The 19,537-nt window shown below is 54.9% G+C and carries 18 protein-coding genes; 4 read left to right on the top strand and 14 right to left on the bottom strand.

The genetic code is table 11. The features are described from left to right. Positions 1-173 precede the first annotated feature (173 nt). A complete protein-coding gene (gene cysK / locus ACTQY5_RS05345; RefSeq protein WP_302574161.1) occupies positions 174-1,115 on the top strand; it encodes a cysteine synthase A in 942 nt (313 codons plus the stop codon). Positions 1,116-1,159: 44 nt separating this feature from the next. On the opposite strand, the gene ACTQY5_RS05350 is transcribed toward cysK, so the two are convergent. From ACTQY5_RS05350 to ACTQY5_RS05360, 3 genes are all read right to left on the bottom strand, one after another. Beyond that, the gene (locus tag ACTQY5_RS05350) at positions 1,160-2,068 is read right to left on the bottom strand and encodes a hypothetical protein (RefSeq protein WP_302574159.1); all 909 of its coding nucleotides are present in this window, start codon (positions 2,066-2,068) and stop codon (positions 1,160-1,162) included. Position 2,069: 1 nt separating this feature from the next. Beyond that, on the bottom strand, positions 2,070-2,864 hold the full coding sequence (locus ACTQY5_RS05355) for an HAD family hydrolase (RefSeq protein ID WP_441368902.1): 795 nt from the start codon (positions 2,862-2,864) through the stop codon (positions 2,070-2,072). A 357-nt stretch (positions 2,865-3,221) separates the two neighbouring features. Further along, complete coding sequence (locus ACTQY5_RS05360) at positions 3,222-3,722, bottom strand: hypothetical protein (protein WP_441368903.1); 501 nt, start codon at positions 3,720-3,722, stop codon at positions 3,222-3,224. 381 nt (positions 3,723-4,103) lie between these two features. On the opposite strand from ACTQY5_RS05360, the gene ACTQY5_RS05365 reads away from it, so the two are divergent. From ACTQY5_RS05365 to ACTQY5_RS05375, 3 genes are all read left to right on the top strand, one after another. Continuing rightward, a complete protein-coding gene (locus ACTQY5_RS05365; protein WP_288310372.1) occupies positions 4,104-4,511 on the top strand; it encodes a hypothetical protein in 408 nt (135 codons plus the stop codon). Between the two features lie 168 nt (positions 4,512-4,679). After that, positions 4,680-6,152 (top strand): sodium-dependent transporter, encoded by a 1,473-nt coding sequence (locus tag ACTQY5_RS05370; RefSeq protein ID WP_441368904.1) that lies wholly within the window; start codon positions 4,680-4,682, stop codon positions 6,150-6,152. Positions 6,153-6,265: 113 nt separating this feature from the next. Then, positions 6,266-7,747, top strand: coding sequence for a sodium-dependent transporter (locus ACTQY5_RS05375; protein WP_441368905.1), 1,482 nt, complete (start codon positions 6,266-6,268; stop codon positions 7,745-7,747). Between the two features lie 43 nt (positions 7,748-7,790). Here the strand turns inward: ACTQY5_RS05375 and ACTQY5_RS05380 are convergent, their stop codons facing one another. From ACTQY5_RS05380 to ACTQY5_RS05430, 11 genes are all read right to left on the bottom strand, one after another. Further along, on the bottom strand, positions 7,791-8,543 hold the full coding sequence (locus tag ACTQY5_RS05380; RefSeq protein ID WP_441368906.1) for an EFR1 family ferrodoxin: 753 nt from the start codon (positions 8,541-8,543) through the stop codon (positions 7,791-7,793). Between the two features lie 37 nt (positions 8,544-8,580). Then, positions 8,581-8,967, bottom strand: coding sequence for an acyl-CoA thioesterase (locus ACTQY5_RS05385; protein WP_302157921.1), 387 nt, complete (start codon positions 8,965-8,967; stop codon positions 8,581-8,583). Continuing rightward, positions 8,964-9,557 carry an SGNH/GDSL hydrolase family protein gene (locus tag ACTQY5_RS05390; RefSeq protein ID WP_279127942.1) on the bottom strand — a complete coding sequence of 198 codons (594 nt, stop codon included), beginning with the start codon at positions 9,555-9,557 and terminating at the stop codon, positions 8,964-8,966. The genes ACTQY5_RS05385 and ACTQY5_RS05390 overlap by 4 nt, the downstream gene beginning before the upstream one ends. A 13-nt stretch (positions 9,558-9,570) precedes the next feature. Then, a complete protein-coding gene (locus ACTQY5_RS05395; RefSeq protein ID WP_441368907.1) occupies positions 9,571-10,779 on the bottom strand; it encodes a M20 metallopeptidase family protein in 1,209 nt (402 codons plus the stop codon). 732 nt (positions 10,780-11,511) lie between these two features. Then, the gene (locus ACTQY5_RS05400; RefSeq protein WP_441368908.1) at positions 11,512-11,922 is read right to left on the bottom strand and encodes a hypothetical protein; all 411 of its coding nucleotides are present in this window, start codon (positions 11,920-11,922) and stop codon (positions 11,512-11,514) included. Between the two features lie 52 nt (positions 11,923-11,974). Further along, positions 11,975-12,592, bottom strand: a complete 618-nt coding sequence (locus ACTQY5_RS05405; RefSeq protein ID WP_279127945.1) for a hypothetical protein — start codon at positions 12,590-12,592, stop codon at positions 11,975-11,977. Between the two features lie 66 nt (positions 12,593-12,658). Then, positions 12,659-13,099 (bottom strand): hypothetical protein, encoded by a 441-nt coding sequence (locus ACTQY5_RS05410; RefSeq protein ID WP_441368909.1) that lies wholly within the window; start codon positions 13,097-13,099, stop codon positions 12,659-12,661. 704 nt (positions 13,100-13,803) lie between these two features. Beyond that, a complete protein-coding gene (gene nrdG, locus ACTQY5_RS05415; RefSeq protein ID WP_012939145.1) occupies positions 13,804-14,337 on the bottom strand; it encodes an anaerobic ribonucleoside-triphosphate reductase activating protein in 534 nt (177 codons plus the stop codon). A 12-nt stretch (positions 14,338-14,349) separates the two neighbouring features. Next, on the bottom strand, positions 14,350-16,476 hold the full coding sequence (gene nrdD / locus ACTQY5_RS05420) for an anaerobic ribonucleoside-triphosphate reductase (RefSeq protein ID WP_154487844.1): 2,127 nt from the start codon (positions 16,474-16,476) through the stop codon (positions 14,350-14,352). Between the two features lie 369 nt (positions 16,477-16,845). Beyond that, entirely contained in the window at positions 16,846-18,036 is a 1,191-nt protein-coding gene (locus tag ACTQY5_RS05425) for a M20 family metallopeptidase (protein WP_154487845.1), read from the bottom strand. A gap of 86 nt (positions 18,037-18,122) precedes the next feature. Next, positions 18,123-19,532 (bottom strand): YfcC family protein, encoded by a 1,410-nt coding sequence (locus ACTQY5_RS05430; RefSeq protein ID WP_154487846.1) that lies wholly within the window; start codon positions 19,530-19,532, stop codon positions 18,123-18,125. Between the last annotated feature and the right edge of the window lie 5 nt (positions 19,533-19,537).

A 19,537-nucleotide genomic window follows, 5' to 3' on the forward strand; every position in this document is an offset into this window, starting at 1 on the left:
TTTTTTCGGCAGAGATATCCTAGTATTTTCCTTGGAAAAAGGAGGTTTTCCCCTTGCAGCAAAACTGGTGGAACAAGCCCCTGGGACCCCGATGTTGACGTTCCCGGGAACGCAGTTCAAATGCATTGAATGTTGAAAATTCCATTTCTGTCAGTGATAAAGGAGAGATGATTATGTCTAAAATCTATACAAGCGTACTGGATCTGATCGGCCATACCCCTCTGCTGGAACCGGTGAAGTTCGGAGCGGACAAGAACCTCCAGGCCCGGCTGCTGGTGAAGCTGGAAAGCTTCAACCCGGCTGGCTCCGCCAAGGACCGGATTGCCAAGGCCATGATTGAAGATGCGGAAAAACGGGGGGTGCTGAAAAAGGGCGGTGTGATCATTGAGCCCACCAGCGGCAACACGGGCATCGGCCTGGCGGCTGTGGCTGCCATGAAAGGCTACCGGGCCATTATGGTAATGCCGGAAACCATGTCCATTGAACGACGGAACATGATTGCCGCCTATGGTGCTGAAGTGGTGCTGACCGAAGCCAAGAAAGGCATTGCAGGCTCTGTGGAAAAAGCCAAGGAACTGGCCGCCTCCATTCCCGGCAGCTTCATCCCGGAACAGTTCGACAACCCGGCCAACCCGGCGGCCCACAAAGCCACTACGGGCCCGGAAATCTATGATGACACCGACGGTGCTGTGGATATTTTCGTAGCCGGTGTAGGTACCGGCGGTACCCTGACCGGTGTTGGGGAATATTTGAAGGAAAAGAAACCGTCCGTAAAAGTGGTGGCTGTGGAACCGGCGGATTCTCCCCTGCTGAGCCAGGGCAAACCCGGTCCCCACAAGATCCAGGGCATCGGCACCAACTTCCTGCCCAAGACCCTGAACACCAAGATCTACGATGAAATCCTCACGGCTTCCACGGACCAGGCCTACGAAACCGCACGGGACTTCATCCATCATGAAGGGTTCCTGATCGGGATTTCCGGCGGGGCTGCCCTGTATGCTGCCGTAGAAGTAGCCAAACGGCCGGAAAACAAAGGCAAGACCCTGGTGGTGCTGCTGCCGGACAACGGAGACCGGTACCTGACCACTCCCGGGTTCCTGAAGAAGGAAGACTGAGACCGAAAAAGGAGTGCTGCACTCAATGTGCAGCACTCCTTTTTTCACGGATTCTCTTTCAGATAATCCGTCCAGCTTTGGGTGATTTTTCCCTGTTGGAGTTCTTTTACATATGTATAGAACTGCTTCAGCCGGTAGATTTTCTGGTCGTCGATGGTCTGGCGCCACCCTTCCTTATGGGTCATGTGGAGCACATCCTGTCCCCCCAGGGCATGCTGCCGGGCGCAGATGGTTTCCAGACTGTCCTGCTGCCCGTTGAGCCAGATATCCCGCATGATCATGTAGGCGGTGGTCCGGCCTTTCCCGGCCTGGCAGTGGAAATGGAGCCAGGCATCCGCCGGCAGGTTTTTCTGCCACTGGAGGAAGGCGTCCACTTCCGCCGGTTCCGGCCAGGTATGGTCCGTACTGGCAAACCGGGCATAGCCCAAGCCGAACAGAGCCGCTGCCTGCTGTTCCGTCAGGGCCGCCTGGACTTTTTCCGTTCCCTTGTAATGGGGCTTTTTCTTTTTATCCAGATGGTAGTAGGGTGTTTCCCGGTTTTCTTCCTTTTCCAGCCGCCGGACTTCCTCCTTCCGGATGGCGGCATCGGATTTTCCCACATTGGCCCAGTTGTTGTCCCCGTACCAGCTTACCGCCGTGCCGTTCAGGTATCCATGGTCCTCCTGGCGCAGGTCCACCAGGATCACCTGTTTTGGCTGGATGCCCTGTTTCTGCAGTTCCTGGGTCAGCGCCGCCAGATTCAGGATGGAAGGCTGGCCGCTGCCGCTCATCCGGTTGGCATCATCCACCCGCCAGGACCGGGGCAGCCGGAGTTTGTTGGCCGCATCCAGACGCCACACATAGCCCTTGGAAGGTTTGACGATTTTATCAAGGGACGGGGCCGCCGCCAGGGCCATCCCCAGAGAAATCTGGCTGAACACCAGCACCCCTGTCACGATTTTCCAAATCTTCATCTTACTCCTCTCCTCTCTTTCCTCTGCACTCATCTTTTATCCACCCGAACTTCCGGCAGGCATTGAGGATGCCTCCCTTGTCGTTGTCGTCGGTGATGTAGTCCGCCCGGTCCTTGATCACCGGCCGGGCGTTCCCCATGGCCACCCCGAAAAAAGGCTTCCGGAACATGGTGATGTCATTGAGTCCGTCTCCGAACACCACCGCATCTTTGGGATCCGCTCCCATAAGGCCCATGAGCTTTTCGATGCCGGCCCCCTTGTCCACCGGTTCCACCAGCCAGGTGTTGTCGATGAAGGGCAGATGGGGCAGCTGCCGCCGGTCCGCCGGTTCCGTACCCGGCTGTTCCCGGACATACATGATTTTGTACACCTGTTCCAGGCCGTCGATGTCCACCGGCTGGACTTTGGTGTTCATGTAGTTTCCCGGATCCTCCCGGGGATAATCCGGATAGGGAGTGTACCGGTCCAGGGTGTTGTCCAGCACCACGGACCAGGGCTGGTTCCGTTCCGTCAGTTCCCGGAGCAGGGCCTTGGCCGATGCCAGGGGCAGCCCTTCCATCTCCAGGATCTTCCCGTCCACCGTAAGGCTGTTGCCCCCGTCGGCCACCATGGAACGGATGCCGTGTTTGGCCGCAAAAGCCGCCGCATCGCACTGGAGCCGTCCTGTGGCCAGGGCCACAAAATGCCCCTGCCGCTGGAGTTCATCCACACAGTACTGGGTGTCTTCCGGCACCTGCCCGGTGATTCCCAACCCCAGGGTCCGATCGATATCAAAGAAAAAATATTTTTTAGCCATGGATTCCTTCCTTTGTCAATGATAGCTTTGCAATGATTTCCTATTATAACACAGTCTCACGCCAAAGGAGACCATCTGCCGGGGCAGAGTATGTGTCAACAAGTTCTCGGTGAAACCTTCATCACCGTATAGTTATTCATTCATGTCCAAAAGTGAAGAGTGCAGAGTGAAGAGCATGGGCCCGTAGAGACCGCACAACCGGCGGCTCGCCAGATGTACGAGTCTCTGACCCCAACGGCGTAGGGGCTTCCCGAGGGAAGCCCGTCCCGGCCGCCCAGAGGGCAAAAACTTCTATACCCATACACCCGCGAGGGCTCTCCGCCGGGCGGGATTATGGCAGCAGCCCTTGGTCCCCCCCTACGGAATCGATTTGGGTTGCCCACGCAATTCCAAGTACGCTCTCTGTTCCGTATTGGTCAGCTCATCAAAATTCTGGATTACGTAAAGTTGGTTCGAATTGTATTTCTTTAGAGATTTTTCAATTCTTTTCTCCGTTTTTTCTTCTAAATCTGGATTTTTCCACACTTTAATATGGAATGGATCCGCATAGATCACATAAAATCCCGCATTTCCATAAGAATAAAATACCGTGTCCCGGTAAAATATATCCGTCTCACTTTTTTTTGCATGAATGTCCCAATCCAGAATTGTTACCTTCTTCGCTTCCTCCGGTCTGTGATCCCATAATTCTTTTCTGCCATCTCGCTTTAAAACAAAAATTCTCCCCTTAGGACCAAAATTATCAATTACATCATGTTCGAATAATGTTTCGTAAGTAAAGGGTTCCAAAAAGTGGTAAAGGACAGTAGCCAGATAAGCAAAAAGGACGCAAAGCAATATTTTCATACTTTTTTTCATTTTGATTCCTTAAAAAACCTGTCGGTGCAGGATTTTTGCATCGCTGCCCTCCGGGAGGCCGGGACGGGCTTGCCTGCGGCGAGCCCCTACAACGTCTGTGGCAAAACTCAGATAAAATATTTTTGATTCCTTTTCTGGAAAACGATACTGCGTTGCATGTTCATTGCTGGATACCAGTATACCGTAAGGGGATTTCTCTGACAAGATTGCCGTGTCATTCTTTACGAGGATCCTTCCGCCAGACGGATTCTTTCCTAGGATTTCTGACTCCCGACTCCAACCTTTTCCATTGTTTTTTCCCCCCAGGAAATGTACAATAGATTCTGCCGGCCAGACTGCTCAGTCGGGCGGTACTTTTTTCTATAAGAAAGGATTTTTGCCATGCTTCGCAGAATCATGAAATGGCTGACGGGCTTTCCGGAGGGAAAGCAGCCGGAGGCAGCCTCTTCTTCAAGGGAAAGACACCGTTTCTCCCCCCAGCGTCTCCTGTCCATCATCCTGATTGCCGTACTGGCTGCCGGTCTTTTTTTCTGGCGCAGCCTGTCCACCCAGCGGGCAGAGGAAAAAGCGGCCCAGGAGCGGAACCGGATCATGGACCAGCAGAAAACCGGTTCCAAGACGGCAGGGCCGAAAAAATCTCTCCCCCAGGCCGGACAGAAACAGACCCCGGCCATGAACAAACAAACCGCCGCTCCTCTGCCCCAGCCTGCCCAGCCTCAGGGCCCCGTGCCCACCGGTCCCAAGGTCAAGGCCCAGACTCCGCCCATGATCCAGCCGAAGGCGAGATAAGCGGCGATAAGCGGCGTCCACAGGGCCGCCGCTGTCAGCTGTCAACGGTCAATGGCCGATGGATGCCAGCTTCGCTGGCTCTGAGTAAAACAATAAGGTTGCAACTTCTTCCAGACTATAATACAATATAAATCACTGAATTGTCACATTTTGAAATGAGGTGTTTTTTTGTCTGAGAAAGGTGTATCTACAGAATCCTTCAGCTCCCGGCTGGGATTCATCCTGGTGAGCGCCGGCTGTGCCATCGGCATCGGGAATGTGTGGAAGTTCCCCTACCTGTGCGGCCAGTTCGGAGGCGCCGCCTTTATCCTGATCTATCTGGTGTTCCTGCTCATTATGGGGATCCCGGTGATGGTCTGCGAATTCGCCATCGGCCGGGGCAGCCGCTGCAGCGCCGCCAAAAGCTTCGAAGCGCTGGAACCTCCCGGCACCTGCTGGCACCGGTTCAAGGCCATCAGCATCGTGGGCTGCTACATGCTGATGATGTACTACACCACGGTTACCGGCTGGATGCTGTACTACTGCTGGCTCCACATTACCGGCACCTTTGTGGGAGCCTCGCCCCAGTTCATCACCGCCACCTTCGGAACCATGCTCAAGGATCCGTCCAACCTGCTGTTCTGGATGGTGCTCACCTGTGCCATGGGCTTCGGTGTCTGCTACCTGGGAATCCAGAACGGGGTGGAGCGGATCACCAAATGGATGATGAGCGCCCTGCTGCTGCTGATGATCGTCCTGGCCGGCCACTCCCTGTTCCTGGAAGGAGCGGAAAAAGGGATCCGGTTCTACCTGGTACCCAATTTTGACACCCTGGCCCAGCTGGGCTGGGGGAATGTGATCTACGCCGCCATGAGCCAGGCCTTCTTTACCCTGTCCATCGGCATCGGAGCCATGCTGATATTCGGAGCCTACCTGCCCCACGGCCGGAGCCTGTTCGGCGAGGCCTCCACCATTACAGCGCTGGATACCTTTGTGGCTCTCATGGCCGGATTCATCATCATCCCCGCCTGCTTCGCCTTCGGGATCCAGCCGGACGCCGGTCCTTCCCTGATTTTCCTGACCATTCCCAATCTGTTCGTCCAGATGCCGGGCGGCCGGTTCTGGGGCATGCTGTTCTTTGTGTTCCTGTCCTTTGCAGCCCTGTCCACGGTGATTGCCGTATTTGAGAACATCATCGCCTTTGGCATGAACCTGTACGGCTGGAGCCGAAAAAAAAGCGTGGCCGTCAATGGGCTGGCCATTGTGCTCCTGAGCATCCCCTGTGTCCTGGGCTTCAATCTGTGGAGCGGATTCCAGCCCCTGGGCCCCGGGTCTTCCATCCTGGACCTGGAAGATTTCATCGTCTCCAACAACCTGCTGCCTCTGGGCAGCCTGGCCTTTGTGCTGTTCTGCACCAAAAAGAACGGCTGGGGCTGGACCCATTTCCTGGCGGAAGCCAATGACGGAGAAGGCCGGAACCTGCCGTCGTCCCTCCGGAATTACCTTCTGTATGTGCTGCCCCTTTTGATCATCACCATCTATCTGAAAGGGTATTACGACATGTTCAGCAAACAGGGCCCGGAAGTCCTGGCCAAGTGGCTGGTCCTGGCAGCACTGTTTTTGGGATTCATATTCTACACAGCGTCAAGAAAGAAAGCATGAAAAATGGGCTGTTGCACAGGCAGCAGCCCTTATTTTTTTTTTTGCATTCCCCAGACATTTATTGTAAAATTGTAACATATTAATCATTCGTAGCATAGAAGTGAGGTAGTCTTATGTCAGAACAGCAAAGCACCCGTGATTCCTTCCAATCCCGTCTGGGCTTCATCCTGGTCAGCGCCGGCTGCGCCATCGGCATCGGCAATGTGTGGAAATTCCCCTATCTGTGCGGCCAGTACGGAGGGGCCGCCTTCATCCTTCTGTACCTGATTTTCCTGCTGATCCTGGGGATCCCAGTGCTCCTGTGTGAGTTCGCCCTGGGCCGCAGCAGCCGCCAGAGCGTAGCCCGCTGCTTCGACAGGCTGGCTCCCGCCGGCAGCCGCTGGCCCCGATTGAAATACATTGGCATTGCCGGAGTCATCCTGCTGATGCTGTACTACACCACGGTTACCGGGTGGATGCTGAACTACTGCTGGCTCCATCTGAAAGGAACCTTTGTGGGCCAGTCTCCGGCCTTCATCCAGACCACCTTCCAAGAGATGCTGGCCCAGCCTCTTTCCATGGGCTTCTGGACCTTCCTGTCCTGCCTCCTGGGGTTCCTGGTGTGCTATATGGGACTGGAAAAAGGCATCGAGCGGATTACCAAAGTGATGATGAGCGCCCTGCTGCTGCTGATGATCATCCTGGCGGTCCATTCCCTGTTCCTGCCGGGAGCGGAAAAGGGCATTGAATTCTACCTGGTACCCAATTTCGCTTCTCTGGAAAAACTGGGCTGGGGAAATGTGATCTATGCCGCCATGAGCCAGGCCTTTTTCACCCTCAGCGCCGGCAACGGAGCCATGATGATCTTTGCTTCCTATATGGACAAAAAGCGGAGCCTGCCGGGAGAAGCCCTGACCATCACCGCTCTGGACACCTTTGTGGCTCTCATGAGCGGCTTCATCATCATCCCCGCCTGCTTCGCCTATGGGATCCAGCCGGATGCCGGCCCTTCCCTGATCTTCCTCACCATCCCCAACCTGTTCACTCTGATGCCGGGAGGCCGGATCTGGGGCAGCCTGTTCTTTGTGTTCCTGTCCTTTGCAGCCCTGTCCACGGTGATTGCGGTCATGGAAAGCATCATTGCCTGCTTCCGGGAACTGCTGGGTTGGGACCGGCCCAAAGCCGCCTGGTTCGTATTTGCCCTCATTGCCCTGGGGAGCATTCCCTGCGTGCTGGGCTTCAACCTGTGGAGCGATTTCCAGCCTCTGGGGCCGGGCACCGGTGTCCTGGATCTGGAAGATTTCATCGTCTCCAACAACCTGCTGCCTCTGGGCGGTCTGACCTTTGTGCTGTTCTGCACTCGGAAAAACGGCTGGGGCTGGACCCACTTCCTGGAGGAAGTGAACCAGGGTGCCGGACGGAACCTGGCTGACCAATGGAAACTGTATTACACCTACGGCCTGCCCCTGGTGATCCTGGCCATCTACCTGAAAGGCTACGACGACCTGTTCGCCAAACAGGGCCCCACCGCCCTGGCCCAGTGGATGGTCATCGCCCTGGTGTTTTTGGGGTGGATCGGGTATTGCGTAAAGGGACGCGGAACAAAAAAAGAATAAGAAAAACGGGGGTGCTGCACGCAACGTGCAGCACCCCCTCTGTTTACCGTTCCAACTCCTGCACCGTCACTCCCGGATGCCGGTACTGGTCTTCTTTCAATACCACCCGGCCCCGGGCGGTGATGGCCTGATGGGGACAGCCATGGAGGCAGGCCAGGCAGTGGAGACAATGGTCCCCCATCACCGCCGCTTTTTCCCCCAGATGGATGTTTTCCACAGGGCACAGCCGTACACATTCCCCGCAGCGGACACACCGGTCCGGTGCCACCTGCACAGCCAGATACCAGTTCCCGATTTTCCGTCCCAGCCAGGTGTCAAAAAGCCCGGCCATCAGGGAATCCTGTTCCTGGGAATGGTCTTCCTTCCGTTTTTTCACCGCTTCCGCCCCTTCCCGGACCAGGGCCTCCTCCTTGTCCAGTTTTTTCAGGTCATACCCGATATGGGACTTCATGCAGATGGTGCTGTTGGCGATAAGCGGTACTGCCCGGCTCCAGGCAAGCCGGCAGCCCTTTTCTCCCAGCAGCTGCTGAAGGGTCCGGAAGGTCCGGCCCCAGGTACTGCCGCAGGTGGCCAGGGCATACACACAGGCGCCTTCCGGGAAAGCGTGGCTGCGGACAAACTCCTGCACATTGGCAGGCACATCCCCGTAGTACACCGGGAACACCAGGCCGACGGCCGGCCCTTCCAGTGTCTTTTCCCTGGTCCGGGTGACGGAACAGATCCCGTCCCCCAGGGCGGCGGCCAGTTTCCGGGCCAGGGCCAGGGAATTGCCGGTGGTGGAAAAATAATAAATCATGGTTTGCTTCCTTTCCTGATACAGAAAATCCAGCGTCTCAAAGAGACCGCTGGATTTTTTTCGGTTTCCGGTTTTCGTCCAGGGATACGTACACAAACAGGGCATCCGCCGCCCGGACGGGCTCCTGGTCTTCCTGTTCCGGTTCCAGCCAGGCCACCACTTCCACCTCCATGGAGGTGTTCCCCACCCGGATTACCCGGCCTTCCAGCTGAAGGACCGTACCGTAGGGGATGGGCACGTAAAAGTTCATGCCTTTTACAGCAGCTGTGGTCACCCGGGTCCAGGCGAACCGGTGGGCGGTGATCCCGCTCAGTTCGTCCATCCAGCCCATAAGGGTGCCACCGAAAAGGTGTCCGGCGGAATTGGCCATGGACAGCATCACGGACCGGGTCATGACCACCGGCTGGTTGTGTTCCAGCTTCATGCCTGCTCCTGGAGGGCGGCTTTCAGCACTTTTTCAAAGGCTTCCGCTACCGCCTGGTACCCTTCCTTGTTGGGATGGAGGCCGTCCTGGAACATGCTCCGGCCGGTTTTCTTTTCCGCTTCGCTGAGAACCTGTTCATAGTCCAGCACCGGCAGGTTCCGGCGTTCTGCTTCTTCCTGGAGCCATTGACGGTATTCCCGGAGGGCCGCATTGTGCTTTTCAAATTCACTGGGCAGCTGCCAACCCTTTTCCGTACTTTCGATCCGCGTCAAAGGCGGGATCCCCAGGATCACAATGGGCAGCCCTGCATCCCGGGCCTTGTCCAGGGTACCGGCCATGTTTTCTTCAATGGAGCTCATGGGTTCGTCCAGCAGGATGTCGTTCATGCCGCAGCACAGGAACACCCCGTCGGCCTTTTCATCCACCACATCCATTTTGAACATGCCCCACATGACCAGGGTCAGTTTGCCCCCGGCGGCGTTGTTCACCACCTCAAAGCCCATCTTTTTGGAAGCGATGTCATACCAGGTGTTGGCCAGGGTTTCGTTGGTGCAGCTTACCAGGCTGTCACCGATAAAAGCCATTTTCATGAAAATTTCTCCTTCAGTCTTTTTTGCTGAAATCCACACCCTGGTTCAGAGCCTCCAGGGCGTTGATCACCACCTGGCTCATGAGCTTGGAGCCCACCACCAGGGCGTTTTCGTTGGGACAGAGTTTGGCGTTGTGGAGGCCGTGGACCGGTTCCCCTTCGGTGCCGCAGCCCAGCCACAGGAAGCAGCCAGGGATATCCTGCATGTAGAAGCCGAAGTCTTCCGCCGTCAGATCCGGCACCACATGGGACGCCAGACCTTTTTCCCCCAGCACCTGCCGGGCCGTATCCTCCACCACTTTTTCCGGAACCGGCCAGTTGTCCAGTACCGGGTAGCCATAGTAATAGTTGAATTCGCAGTCCACGCCTGCAGAGGCCTTCAGGCCGTCCAGGATGCCCTGGATGAATTCCGGGATCCGTTTCCGGTTGGTTTCGTCCAGGGTCCGGATGGTCCCTTCCAGGGTCACTTCATCAGGCACCACATTGTACCGGGATCCCCCGTGGATGGTGCCGATGTTGATGGTGGCCGTGGCCAGAGGGCTCACCCGCCGGCTGACAATGTGGCTCACCTGCTGGAGGAAGTCCGCTGCCGCCATAATGGCATCGATGCCTTCCTGAGGATGGCCTGCATGGGAAGTCCGGCCTTTGATCACCACCTTGATCCGGTCGGAACCGGCCATCATGGCCCCGGGCTTTACCCCGATCTGGCCGCAGACAAAGTTGGGCCATACATGGAGACCGAATACCGCCTTTACGTCCTTCAGGAACCCGTCTTTGATCATATACCGGGCGCCGCCGGTGGGAGCCAGCTCTTCCGAAGGCTGGAACAGCAGCCGGACGCTGCCCTGGATTTCGTCCTTCCGCCGGAGCAGCCGAAGAACCGTTTCCAGCAGGGTGGTCATGTGGATGTCATGGCCGCAGGCATGCATTACCCCGGGATTTTTCGAAGCATAGGGCAGTCCTGTATCTTCCTTGACGGAAAGGGCGTCCATATCCGCCCGGAGAGCCACCATGGGCCCGGGGTTGTTTCCGGTGATGGTAGCCGCCACCCCGTAGTGGCCCTGGCCCCGGACCGGATCCAGTCCCAGGTCCTTCAGGATATTGAAAATCTTCTCCGAGGTATTCTTTTCTTCCGTGCTCACTTCCGGGTGTTCGTGGAACCACCGGCGCCATTCAATACATTGCGCTTCCAAAGCATCTTCCGTCATATGCAGTACATCCATGGAAATCCCCTCCAAAATCCAATGAAAACATCAGAAAAACTTTGCAATCAACAGGGTTATTCTACCATTTTTGGGGAGATTTGGAAATGGGGACTGTTAGCCGGGTATGTGTCAACAAGTTCTCGGTAAAGCCTTCATCACAGTATAGTTATTCATTCATTTCTGAAAGTGAAGAGTGCAGAGTGAAGAGTATGGGCCCGTAGAGGCCGCACAACCGGCGGCTCGCCAGATGTACGAGCCTCTGACCCCAACGATGTAGGAGGTCGCCGCAGGCAAACCCGTCCCGGCCGCCCAAAGGGTGTCCACCCGGCTCCCGGAGAATCGATGTATACCCGTACAAAGTGCCAGCAAGGCCGGAGGCCAAGTCCGCCCTGTGGGAGCGTTCCAGATGTGTCCCCCGCGACGGATGTGACGAATAGGAACATCCTAATCCTGTGGAAAAGGGGGAAAGGACCCGCGTCAGCGGGTAGGGGGTTCCCCCATGTCCGGTGGTGGGGGCATGAGGTCCTGAAAGGACCGAATCCCTTGGCAGGGGTACGGAACCTCCGGCCGGAAATGCAACAACATATACTGCAATCATCATATTCCTGACCAGTTTAGCATCGTAGGCTTCCAGTACCTAAGCCAGAGCCTGACACTGGAACTCGATTCCACGCCTCCAGACCTTCTTTTTCAAAGCCAGCCAGTTGGAACACCCCTTTATTAACAAGACCAGGCCGCCCTTTTTATATTTTACCATTTGTAGGTTCCAGAGGTGTTCTGCAGCGCATGATAAATATTCTTTTCCCTTTCATTCATATCGGAAAAACTGATAATCTGAAGATACTCTGGAAATCTTTTTTCCTGAGTTGTCATACTATTTTTTTGAAACTCGTCCGTTTTCCTGTCAAACAGGACTCTCAGCATGTTGTCTTTTTTATCAATGATGACAAATCCGCTTTTTCCATAACTGTAAATGTATCTTCTGTCCCATTGAAGCGATTGCCCGTCCTTTTCAATGGTAAATGCTCTCACATCATCATGGAGCCAATATTTGCCTTCATATTTGCTGATTTCGTAGCGGCTTCCGTCATAAAAATACAGAGAAGAAACCAATAGCCAGATTGAAATGACTCCTATGACTATCCCCGCAGCTTTTTTCATATGGATCAGTTTATCTCCTTATGCCAGCCGTAATCTCACGACCACATTTATTCTATTTGATTCGCCTCTTTACTTTCTTATAAAAATCAGGACAGATTGTTACCCCGTCCTCAAATAGACAGTCAAATACAGAGGCTTGTCCCGTATTTTTCAATTCTGTACAAACGGCGGGAATAATCCGGCTGGCTTCCTGATAAGTTATCTCCTGATATCCGAATGCATGAAATGTCTTTCGTACTGCGTTTTTGACTTCTACTGTCTTGTCGCTGGTTGCCTGATTGGTAAAAATATACCATTCTGCGGTTTGACAGGTATGCTGTTCCAACAGATAGAATACGGGAAGCAACGGACTCACAAATACAATCAGTTCATCAACAGTCCCGGCCAACCTCTGGAAAAGGGCCTGATCATCATCCAAATACGGCTGATCTGGGGCCAGCAGGATTTTGTATTCCCGATCCGGATAAAGATCAAAATTACACCAATCCAAAATGGAAAAATGAGGTAGACCTTTTTTCAAGACATCATAAAAGTCCAGAGGAGAATTTTCCTGAAAACGGCAGACCGTTTCTTTATACTTCCTATATTCTGCAGATTGCTGATACGCATAAGTCCCCCATGGTAAATTCCGGGGATAATATTGGTAAATTACCGAGATGTAATTTTTCATACAACATACCTCTTCCCTGAGGATAGGTCACCAAGCTCTCGTTGAAACCTTCATCATAGTGCATTTTTATAAGTTCAGCCTGCTTACCAAGTCGTTTTTTCCTATGATGACAATCCAGCGGTTGGGATTTGTTGCAGGTTCCGCCGTCAACACATATTCTCCCTTAGTTCCTTTTACTCCCCCATTCCGCTGATTGGTCTTCTTCATTTCCCAGCCGTTTTCCAAAAGACTGTTTTGAATCATATCCTGAGCTGCTTCCTGGGTAGCAGGGATGACCAAAGTCACTGCGAATTTTTGAGAGAGGAGTCCTTTGGTGTGGAGCGGATAAGGAGGTGCCGAACCATACTGGCTGCAGACAGGCAGTTCCATTACCGCCTGTTTCATCATTTTAGCATCCTGATGGAATCTCTCGGCAAAAAACAGCCGTCCGATTCCGGCTGCAGCCAGCCAGAGCAGGAAGGCAGCAAGGACCATATTCCAGATTGCTCTGCCTAGCGTTTTTCCCATAGACTTCACCCCTCTGCCTTTACTCTTCCTTTTGCCCAGTATACCCTGAAAGTATTTTTCTGACAATATTGCAGCGGCATTGTTCCAAGAGGCTATTGCATGCGCCACAGGCCCGTCAACGGTCAGCTGTCAATGGAGACCATCTGCCGAAGCAGATGCTTCTGAACGTAAAAATCGCAGGCCGGGGAGGGCGGGCCTGTGGCTCGCCCCTACTCCGTTGGAGTCGATGGTTGTTTGTTCGATTGGCTGGACGGGATTGACGTTGAGCCGACAAATGCGACGGACCGACAGATGTACGAATCTCTGACCCCAACGATGTAGGGGTTCCCCCCATGCCCGATGGTGGAGGCATGAGGTCCTGAAAGGACCGAATACCTGGGCAGAGGGTACGGAACCTCCGGCCGGAAATGCAGCAACGTATACTGCAATCATCATATTCCTGACCAGTTCAGCCAGGCTCGGGCTGACGTCCATTGCTTTTTCAGGACAAAGGTGCCAGCCCACGCACTTGTTATCCGCCCTTTGCAAGGGCGGGGGTATCCATGCGCAGCATGGGTGGTGGGTTAGCAGCGCCAGCTGCGTTTCCATTTAAAAATTTGCCTGCAAATTTCACCTTCGGCTCCAGACTTCAGACTCCAGACTTGAGCCGCTATGCGGCTCTACAGCTAGAGGGTGCTGCACAAAATGTGCAGCACCCTCTCTTTTCACGCATATTCCTCTCCGTCCCACAAGACGATGGTCCCGGTTTCCAGAGACTTGGGCACGTTGATGATCCGCTGGTTTTCGCTGCCTTTGAAACGCAGGTTCAGGTTCTTTTTGCTTTCCACAAATTCCCCGTCCACCAGCACATCCAGGTACCCCAGCATCTCCCGGGTAATGGCCGGGTCCCCCAGCTTTCCGGCCAGCATGTCGTGGTCGAAAAGATAGCCGCTGTAGCACCAGATGGTCTTTTTCGGATACCGCTCCCGGATGTGCCGCAGCACCCCCACCAGCACTTCCTGGTTGGCCGGTTCGAAGGGTTCCCCTCCCAGAAGGGAGAACCCTCGGATGTACTCCGGTTCCAGGTCTTCCAGGATTTCCTGCAGCTGGGCCTGGGTAAAGGGCTTGCCGAAGGCGAAATCCCAGGTTTCCTGGTTGAAACAGCCTTTGCAGTGGTGGGTGCAGCCGCTGACGTACAGGGAAACCCGTACCCCGGGGCCGTTGGCCACGTCACATTTTTTGATGGTTGCGTAATTCAACGAAAAGCCCCCTTACAGATGCAGCACTCTGGATTTGATTTCTTTGGTCTTCCCCACGTTCCAGAAGTTTTCTCCCAGATAGCCGCAGGTCCGCCGGGTCACGTTCATCTTGGACTGATCCTTGTTGTGGCACTGGGGGCATTCCCATTCCAGATTGTCGTTGATCTGGATTTCCCCGTCAAAGCCGCACACCTGGCAGTAGTCGGATTTGGTGTTGAACTCCGCGTACTGGATGTTGTCGTAGATGAACCGGACCACATCCTCGATGGCGGTGGGGTTCTTCTTCATGTTGGGAATTTCCACATAGGAAATGCAGCCGCCGGAGGAAATAGGCTGGAACTGGGCTTCGAACTTGAATTTGCTGAAGGCGTCGATAGGTTCCCGCACATCCACATGGTAGGAATTGGTGTAATATCCTTTGTCGGTAATATCCTTGATGGTTCCGAACCGTTCCTTGTCGATCCGGGCAAACCGGTAGCACAGGGATTCTGCCGGCGTGCCGTACAGGGCAAAGCCCAGGCCGGTCTGTGCCTTCCAGTCGTCGCAGGCTTTCCGCAGCCGCTTCATCACCCGCATGGCGAATTCTTCCCCTTCAGGAGTGGTGTGGCTGCAGCCTTTCATGGCCTTGGTGCATTCGTACAGGCCGATGTACCCCAGGCTCAGGGTGGAATAGCCCCCTTCCAGCAGCTTGTCGATGGTTTCCCCTTTCTTCAGACGGGCAATGGCGCCGTTCTGCCAGTGGATGGGGCTTACATCGCTGCGTATCCCCTTCAGGGCATTGTGCCGGACCATCAGAGCATCGTAGCACAGTTCCAGCCGTTCATCCAGCAGCTTCCAGAACTTTTCCTCGTCCCCTTTGGCCAGGATCCCGATCTGGGGCAGGTTCAGGGACACAACCCCCTGGTTGAACCGGCCTTCGAACTTGTAGTTGCCCTTTTCATCCTTCCAGGGAGACAGGAAGGACCGGCAGCCCATGGGGGAGAACACGTTCCCCTGGTAGATTTCCCGCATCTTCTTGGCGGAAATATAGTCCGGATACATCCGTTTGATGGAGCACTGGACCGCCAGTTTGGTCAGGTAGTCATATTTGCCGCCTTTCAGGCAGTTGAATTCATCCAGCACATAGACCAGTTTGGGGAAGGCCGGGGTCACATAGACGCCCACTTCGTTTTTGATGCCTTCCAGCCGCTGCCGGAGGATTTCCGCAATGATCTGGGCATTTTCTTCGATGTATTCGTCATTGGGGTCCAGGTGCAGGAACAGCGTCACAAAGGGAGACTGCCCATTGGTGGTCATCAGGGTGTTGATCTGGTACTGGATGGTCTGGACGCCGCTGGCCAGTTCGTCCTTCATCCGGCTGTCCAGGATGGCTTCCATTTCTTCTTCCGGCAGCTGGCCATGGGTAGTTTCAATCAGGCGCTTGCGGAATTTTTCCCGGCTCCGGCGCAGATATTTGCCCAGGTGGGACACGTCCACGGACTGGCCGCCATACTGGGCGGACGCCACGGAAGCGATGATCTGGGTCATAACGGTGCAGGCCACCTGGAAGCTCTTGGGGCTTTCGATCAGTTTGCCGTGCATCACCGTGCCGTTGTCCAGCATATCCCCCAGATTCACCAGGCAGCAGTTGAACATGGGCTGGATGAAGTAATCCGCATCATGGAAGTGGATTTCCCCCAGGTCATGGGCCTTGGAGATCTTCTCCGGCAGCACTACCCGGCGGGTCAGGTCACGGGATACTTCCCCGGCGATCAGGTCACGCTGGGTGGATACCATCACTGCATTCTTGTTGGAGTTCTCCTCCATTACGTCCTTGTTCTTGTTGCTGATCAGGCTCAGGATGGAATCATCGGTGGTGTTGGCCTTCCGGACCAGGGCCCGGTTATACCGGTAGATGATATAAGCCTTGGCCAGTTCATAATGGCCCCGGACCATGATCTGTTTTTCCACCATGTCCTGGATGTCTTCCACCAGCAGTCTCTTTTTATTTTTATGCTCTACGAAGGAAGCTATCTCTTCGATGTCTTCCTGTCCCAGCCGTTCTTTTTCTTCCACTGCCTTGTTGGCTTTGGATATGGCAGTGACGATCTTGTTCCGGTCAAAAGAAACCGTGGATCCGTCCCGTTTGATAACCTTCATGGCCGCTCCCCCTTAGAATATTTGTTGATAATTTACCGTATTTAAGAATAACTATCCTTATTATACATGAAAAACTGCAACTGTACAAATCCTTTTTCCAGTTCCGCACTTGTCGCTGATAGATATGATACACCAAAACTCCCGTTTCAGCAACTATATCTTGTGGCAAAAATCGTTTTATACCCCAAAAGAACACTATAGATAGTGTGTTTCCTTGGAAAGCACGGCTGTTACGTTTTTTCGCGCTCCAAGCTCTTTCCGTACCGGGACAGTCCAGGACCCACCCAAAGAAAAAGAGGACGGAATGGGCTTCTCCGTCCTCTGTTACAGATTTTCAAGTTTACAGTGAAACCAGGTGACACTCTCCGGTCACTTGTCTTCGGCAGCCAGCCGTTCCTGGAATTCCTGCCGGATGGCGGCCAGTTCTTCCGGATTCTCCACCAGTTCCAGAACCGTATCCGCCAGGATCTTGGCCCCAAAGGCCACGGCCTTGTGGGCGGCTTCACTTTTCCCGGCAGCAATGAATTCCGGGGAATGGGAACTGGTGCCGTCTGGCACAAAGGCCACCCGGATGCAGGACCCGGGGACCCGGTGCATTACATTGGCAAAATCCGTGGATCCGGTGCGCTGCCGGGGAGGCTGACAGTTGGGGGCCTGAAGTGCCCGGGCATGCTTCATCAGAATGTCGTTGAGCTGAAGGTTGGGGATCTTGTTATCCAGGATTTTTCCCACTTTGGCCTCCACTTCCGTTTCCGTCATCAGAGCCGCCCCCTGGAAGATCTTTTCCAGCCGGACCATCAGTTCCTTCACCGCTTTTACAGTATTGGCCCGTACCATCACCTGGGCTTTGGTGAGACTGGGCACCACATTGGCGGCGGTGCCGCCTCCGTCGGTAATGTTGTAATGGAGCCGCACATCGTCAGTCACATGCTCCCGGAGACATTCCATGCCGTGGAAGGCCAGGCACATGGCATCCAGACTGCTCCGGCCCGCTTCCGGTTTCAGGGCCGCATGGGCGGCTTTTCCATGGTAGGTCAGGTCATATTCTGCATTGGCCAGGCATTTGATGTCCGTCTGGGTGGCCGGCCCCCCGTGCATCATCAGGGCCACATCCAGCTCTTCAAAGGTACAGCCGTTCCGGATCATAATGTATTTGCCGCTGATGTTTTCTTCTCCGGGAGTCCCGTACACCGTCAGGGTAAAAGGATTGTCCCCGGCTGCCTGCCGGATGGCCTCTGCCGCCCCCAGGATCGCCGGTCCCTGCATCTGATGGCCGCAGCCATGGCCCATGCCCGGCAGGGCGTCGTATTCGCACAGGAGCCCCAGATTGGGTCCCCCTTCTCCGTTTTTCCACACAGCCCGGAAGGCGGTCTCCAGGCCCCCGATGCCCCGGGTCACGGCAAAACCGTGGGCTTCCAGCCAGTCCGTCAGCAGTTTGCTGGCAAACACCTCATGAGGTCCGATTTCCGGATGGTCAAAAATGGCATCTGCCATGTCCGTCAGTTCTTTTGCATGTCCGTCCACCCAGTTATTGGCCCGGGCAATCATTTCATCCAGCATCTTTTTCTCCTTCCGCAGGTCCCTGACCGATTTTCTCTCCGGTCACCCACTCTGCACTCTTCACTCTTCACTCTTCACTCAAAGTATCACATAGGTCCCAGATGGATGAACTGGGCGATAGAGGCCAGGATACAGCCTACAATCAGCCAGATCAGGAACAGTTTCCACATGAACCGCATCCACCGGTCATAAGGGATATTGGTAACACTCAGGGTCCCCATGAGGGCGGTGGAGGTGGGCAGCACATAGTTGCAGAATCCGTCCCCGAAGTTGAAGGCCAGCACCGTGGTCTGCCGGGTCACCCCCAGCACATCCGCCAGAGGGGTCAGGATGGGCATCACTGCCACCGCCTGGCCGCTGCCGCTGGTGAGGAAAATGTTGATGACGGTGTTGGCCAGGACCATCCCCGGTGCGATTACCACCGCCGGCAGCCCTTCCAGCAGGGAGGACAGACTGTGGACGATGGTGTAGGTAATCTTCCCGTCATTCATAATGGTGCTGATGGCAGTGGCCATGCCGATGATGTAGGCGGCTCCCAGCATCTGTTTGCTGCCGTCGATGAGATCTTTGCACATTTCATTGGCACTGGCGCCGCTGACCAGGTCCGCCACCACCGCGTACACCAGGAACAGGGCGGACATTTCGCTCATACCCCATTTCAGGGCAATGGCTCCGTAAATGATCACCACAAAAGTAATGACAAGGAGCACCAGGGGCAGTACTTTGTTCCGGTCCAGGATGCCGGTCTTTTCCAGATCCATGGCATCTCCGGAAGCCTTTGCCTCCTGATCCAGATCGTACATGGGGCTCAGTTCCGGACGGGCCTTCACCTTTTTGGCATACCGGATCAGGAAAATATTGGTGACGATATAATAGACCACAAAGCAGAAGGCCCGGTATCCCAGCCCGGAATAAGGGGGCAGTTCCGCAATGTTCTGGGCCACCACCGTGGTGTACATGTTCAGGGTGCCGGTGGAAAACCCGATGGCCCCGCCCAGGAGCATAATGGCCGCCCCGGTGAGAGAATCCAGCCCCATGGCCATGGCCAGCATCACCATGACCGGCGCAAAAGGAATGAAGGTGTTGGCTCCCTGGGTGGTGCAGATCAGCCCGAAAATCAGGGTGAGCACCGGGATGAACACATCCAGCCGGTCAGAGAACTTCCGGGCTCCCAGGGCCAGGATGGCCTGAAGGGAACCGGTTTTGGTCACCACATGGAAGGCGGACCCGGCCATAAGGATCACCATCACCAGGTCGATCCTTTTGCTGAAAGCCTGGATAATGTACAGGGGAATCTTCAGAGGATTGACCCCGGAACTTTTCACATAGTGGAAGGTAGCCGGATCCACCACCTTTTTCCCGCTGGCATTCTTCACAAAATCATACATCCCTGCGGGAATGATCCAGGTCAGGATCACCGCAGCTACAATCAGGGCAAAAATAATGATAAAGGTGTGAGGCACCTTCATCTTCTTCACCGTTTTCCCATTGGCCATACCAG

The organism is Acidaminococcus sp. HCP3S3_H5 (assembly GCF_052122235.1).
Taxonomy (GTDB): Bacteria; Bacillota; Negativicutes; order Acidaminococcales; family Acidaminococcaceae; genus Acidaminococcus.

Coding starts and splice junctions, on each gene's coding strand:
- cysK (WP_302574161.1), top strand. CDS start 174: ATGTCTAAAATCTATACAAGCGTACTGGATCTGATCGGCCATACCCCT.
- ACTQY5_RS05350 (WP_302574159.1), bottom strand. CDS start 2,068: ATGAAGATTTGGAAAATCGTGACAGGGGTGCTGGTGTTCAGCCAGATT.
- ACTQY5_RS05355 (WP_441368902.1), bottom strand. CDS start 2,864: ATGGCTAAAAAATATTTTTTCTTTGATATCGATCGGACCCTGGGGTTG.
- ACTQY5_RS05360 (WP_441368903.1), bottom strand. CDS start 3,722: ATGAAAAAAAGTATGAAAATATTGCTTTGCGTCCTTTTTGCTTATCTG.
- ACTQY5_RS05365 (WP_288310372.1), top strand. CDS start 4,104: ATGCTTCGCAGAATCATGAAATGGCTGACGGGCTTTCCGGAGGGAAAG.
- ACTQY5_RS05375 (WP_441368905.1), top strand. CDS start 6,266: ATGTCAGAACAGCAAAGCACCCGTGATTCCTTCCAATCCCGTCTGGGC.
- ACTQY5_RS05380 (WP_441368906.1), bottom strand. CDS start 8,543: ATGATTTATTATTTTTCCACCACCGGCAATTCCCTGGCCCTGGCCCGG.
- ACTQY5_RS05385 (WP_302157921.1), bottom strand. CDS start 8,967: ATGAAGCTGGAACACAACCAGCCGGTGGTCATGACCCGGTCCGTGATG.
- ACTQY5_RS05390 (WP_279127942.1), bottom strand. CDS start 9,557: ATGAAAATGGCTTTTATCGGTGACAGCCTGGTAAGCTGCACCAACGAA.
- ACTQY5_RS05395 (WP_441368907.1), bottom strand. CDS start 10,779: ATGGATGTACTGCATATGACGGAAGATGCTTTGGAAGCGCAATGTATT.
- ACTQY5_RS05400 (WP_441368908.1), bottom strand. CDS start 11,922: ATGAAAAAAGCTGCGGGGATAGTCATAGGAGTCATTTCAATCTGGCTA.
- ACTQY5_RS05405 (WP_279127945.1), bottom strand. CDS start 12,592: ATGAAAAATTACATCTCGGTAATTTACCAATATTATCCCCGGAATTTA.
- ACTQY5_RS05410 (WP_441368909.1), bottom strand. CDS start 13,099: ATGGGAAAAACGCTAGGCAGAGCAATCTGGAATATGGTCCTTGCTGCC.
- nrdD (WP_154487844.1), bottom strand. CDS start 16,476: ATGAAGGTTATCAAACGGGACGGATCCACGGTTTCTTTTGACCGGAAC.
- ACTQY5_RS05425 (WP_154487845.1), bottom strand. CDS start 18,036: ATGCTGGATGAAATGATTGCCCGGGCCAATAACTGGGTGGACGGACAT.
- ACTQY5_RS05430 (WP_154487846.1), bottom strand. CDS start 19,532: ATGGCCAATGGGAAAACGGTGAAGAAGATGAAGGTGCCTCACACCTTT.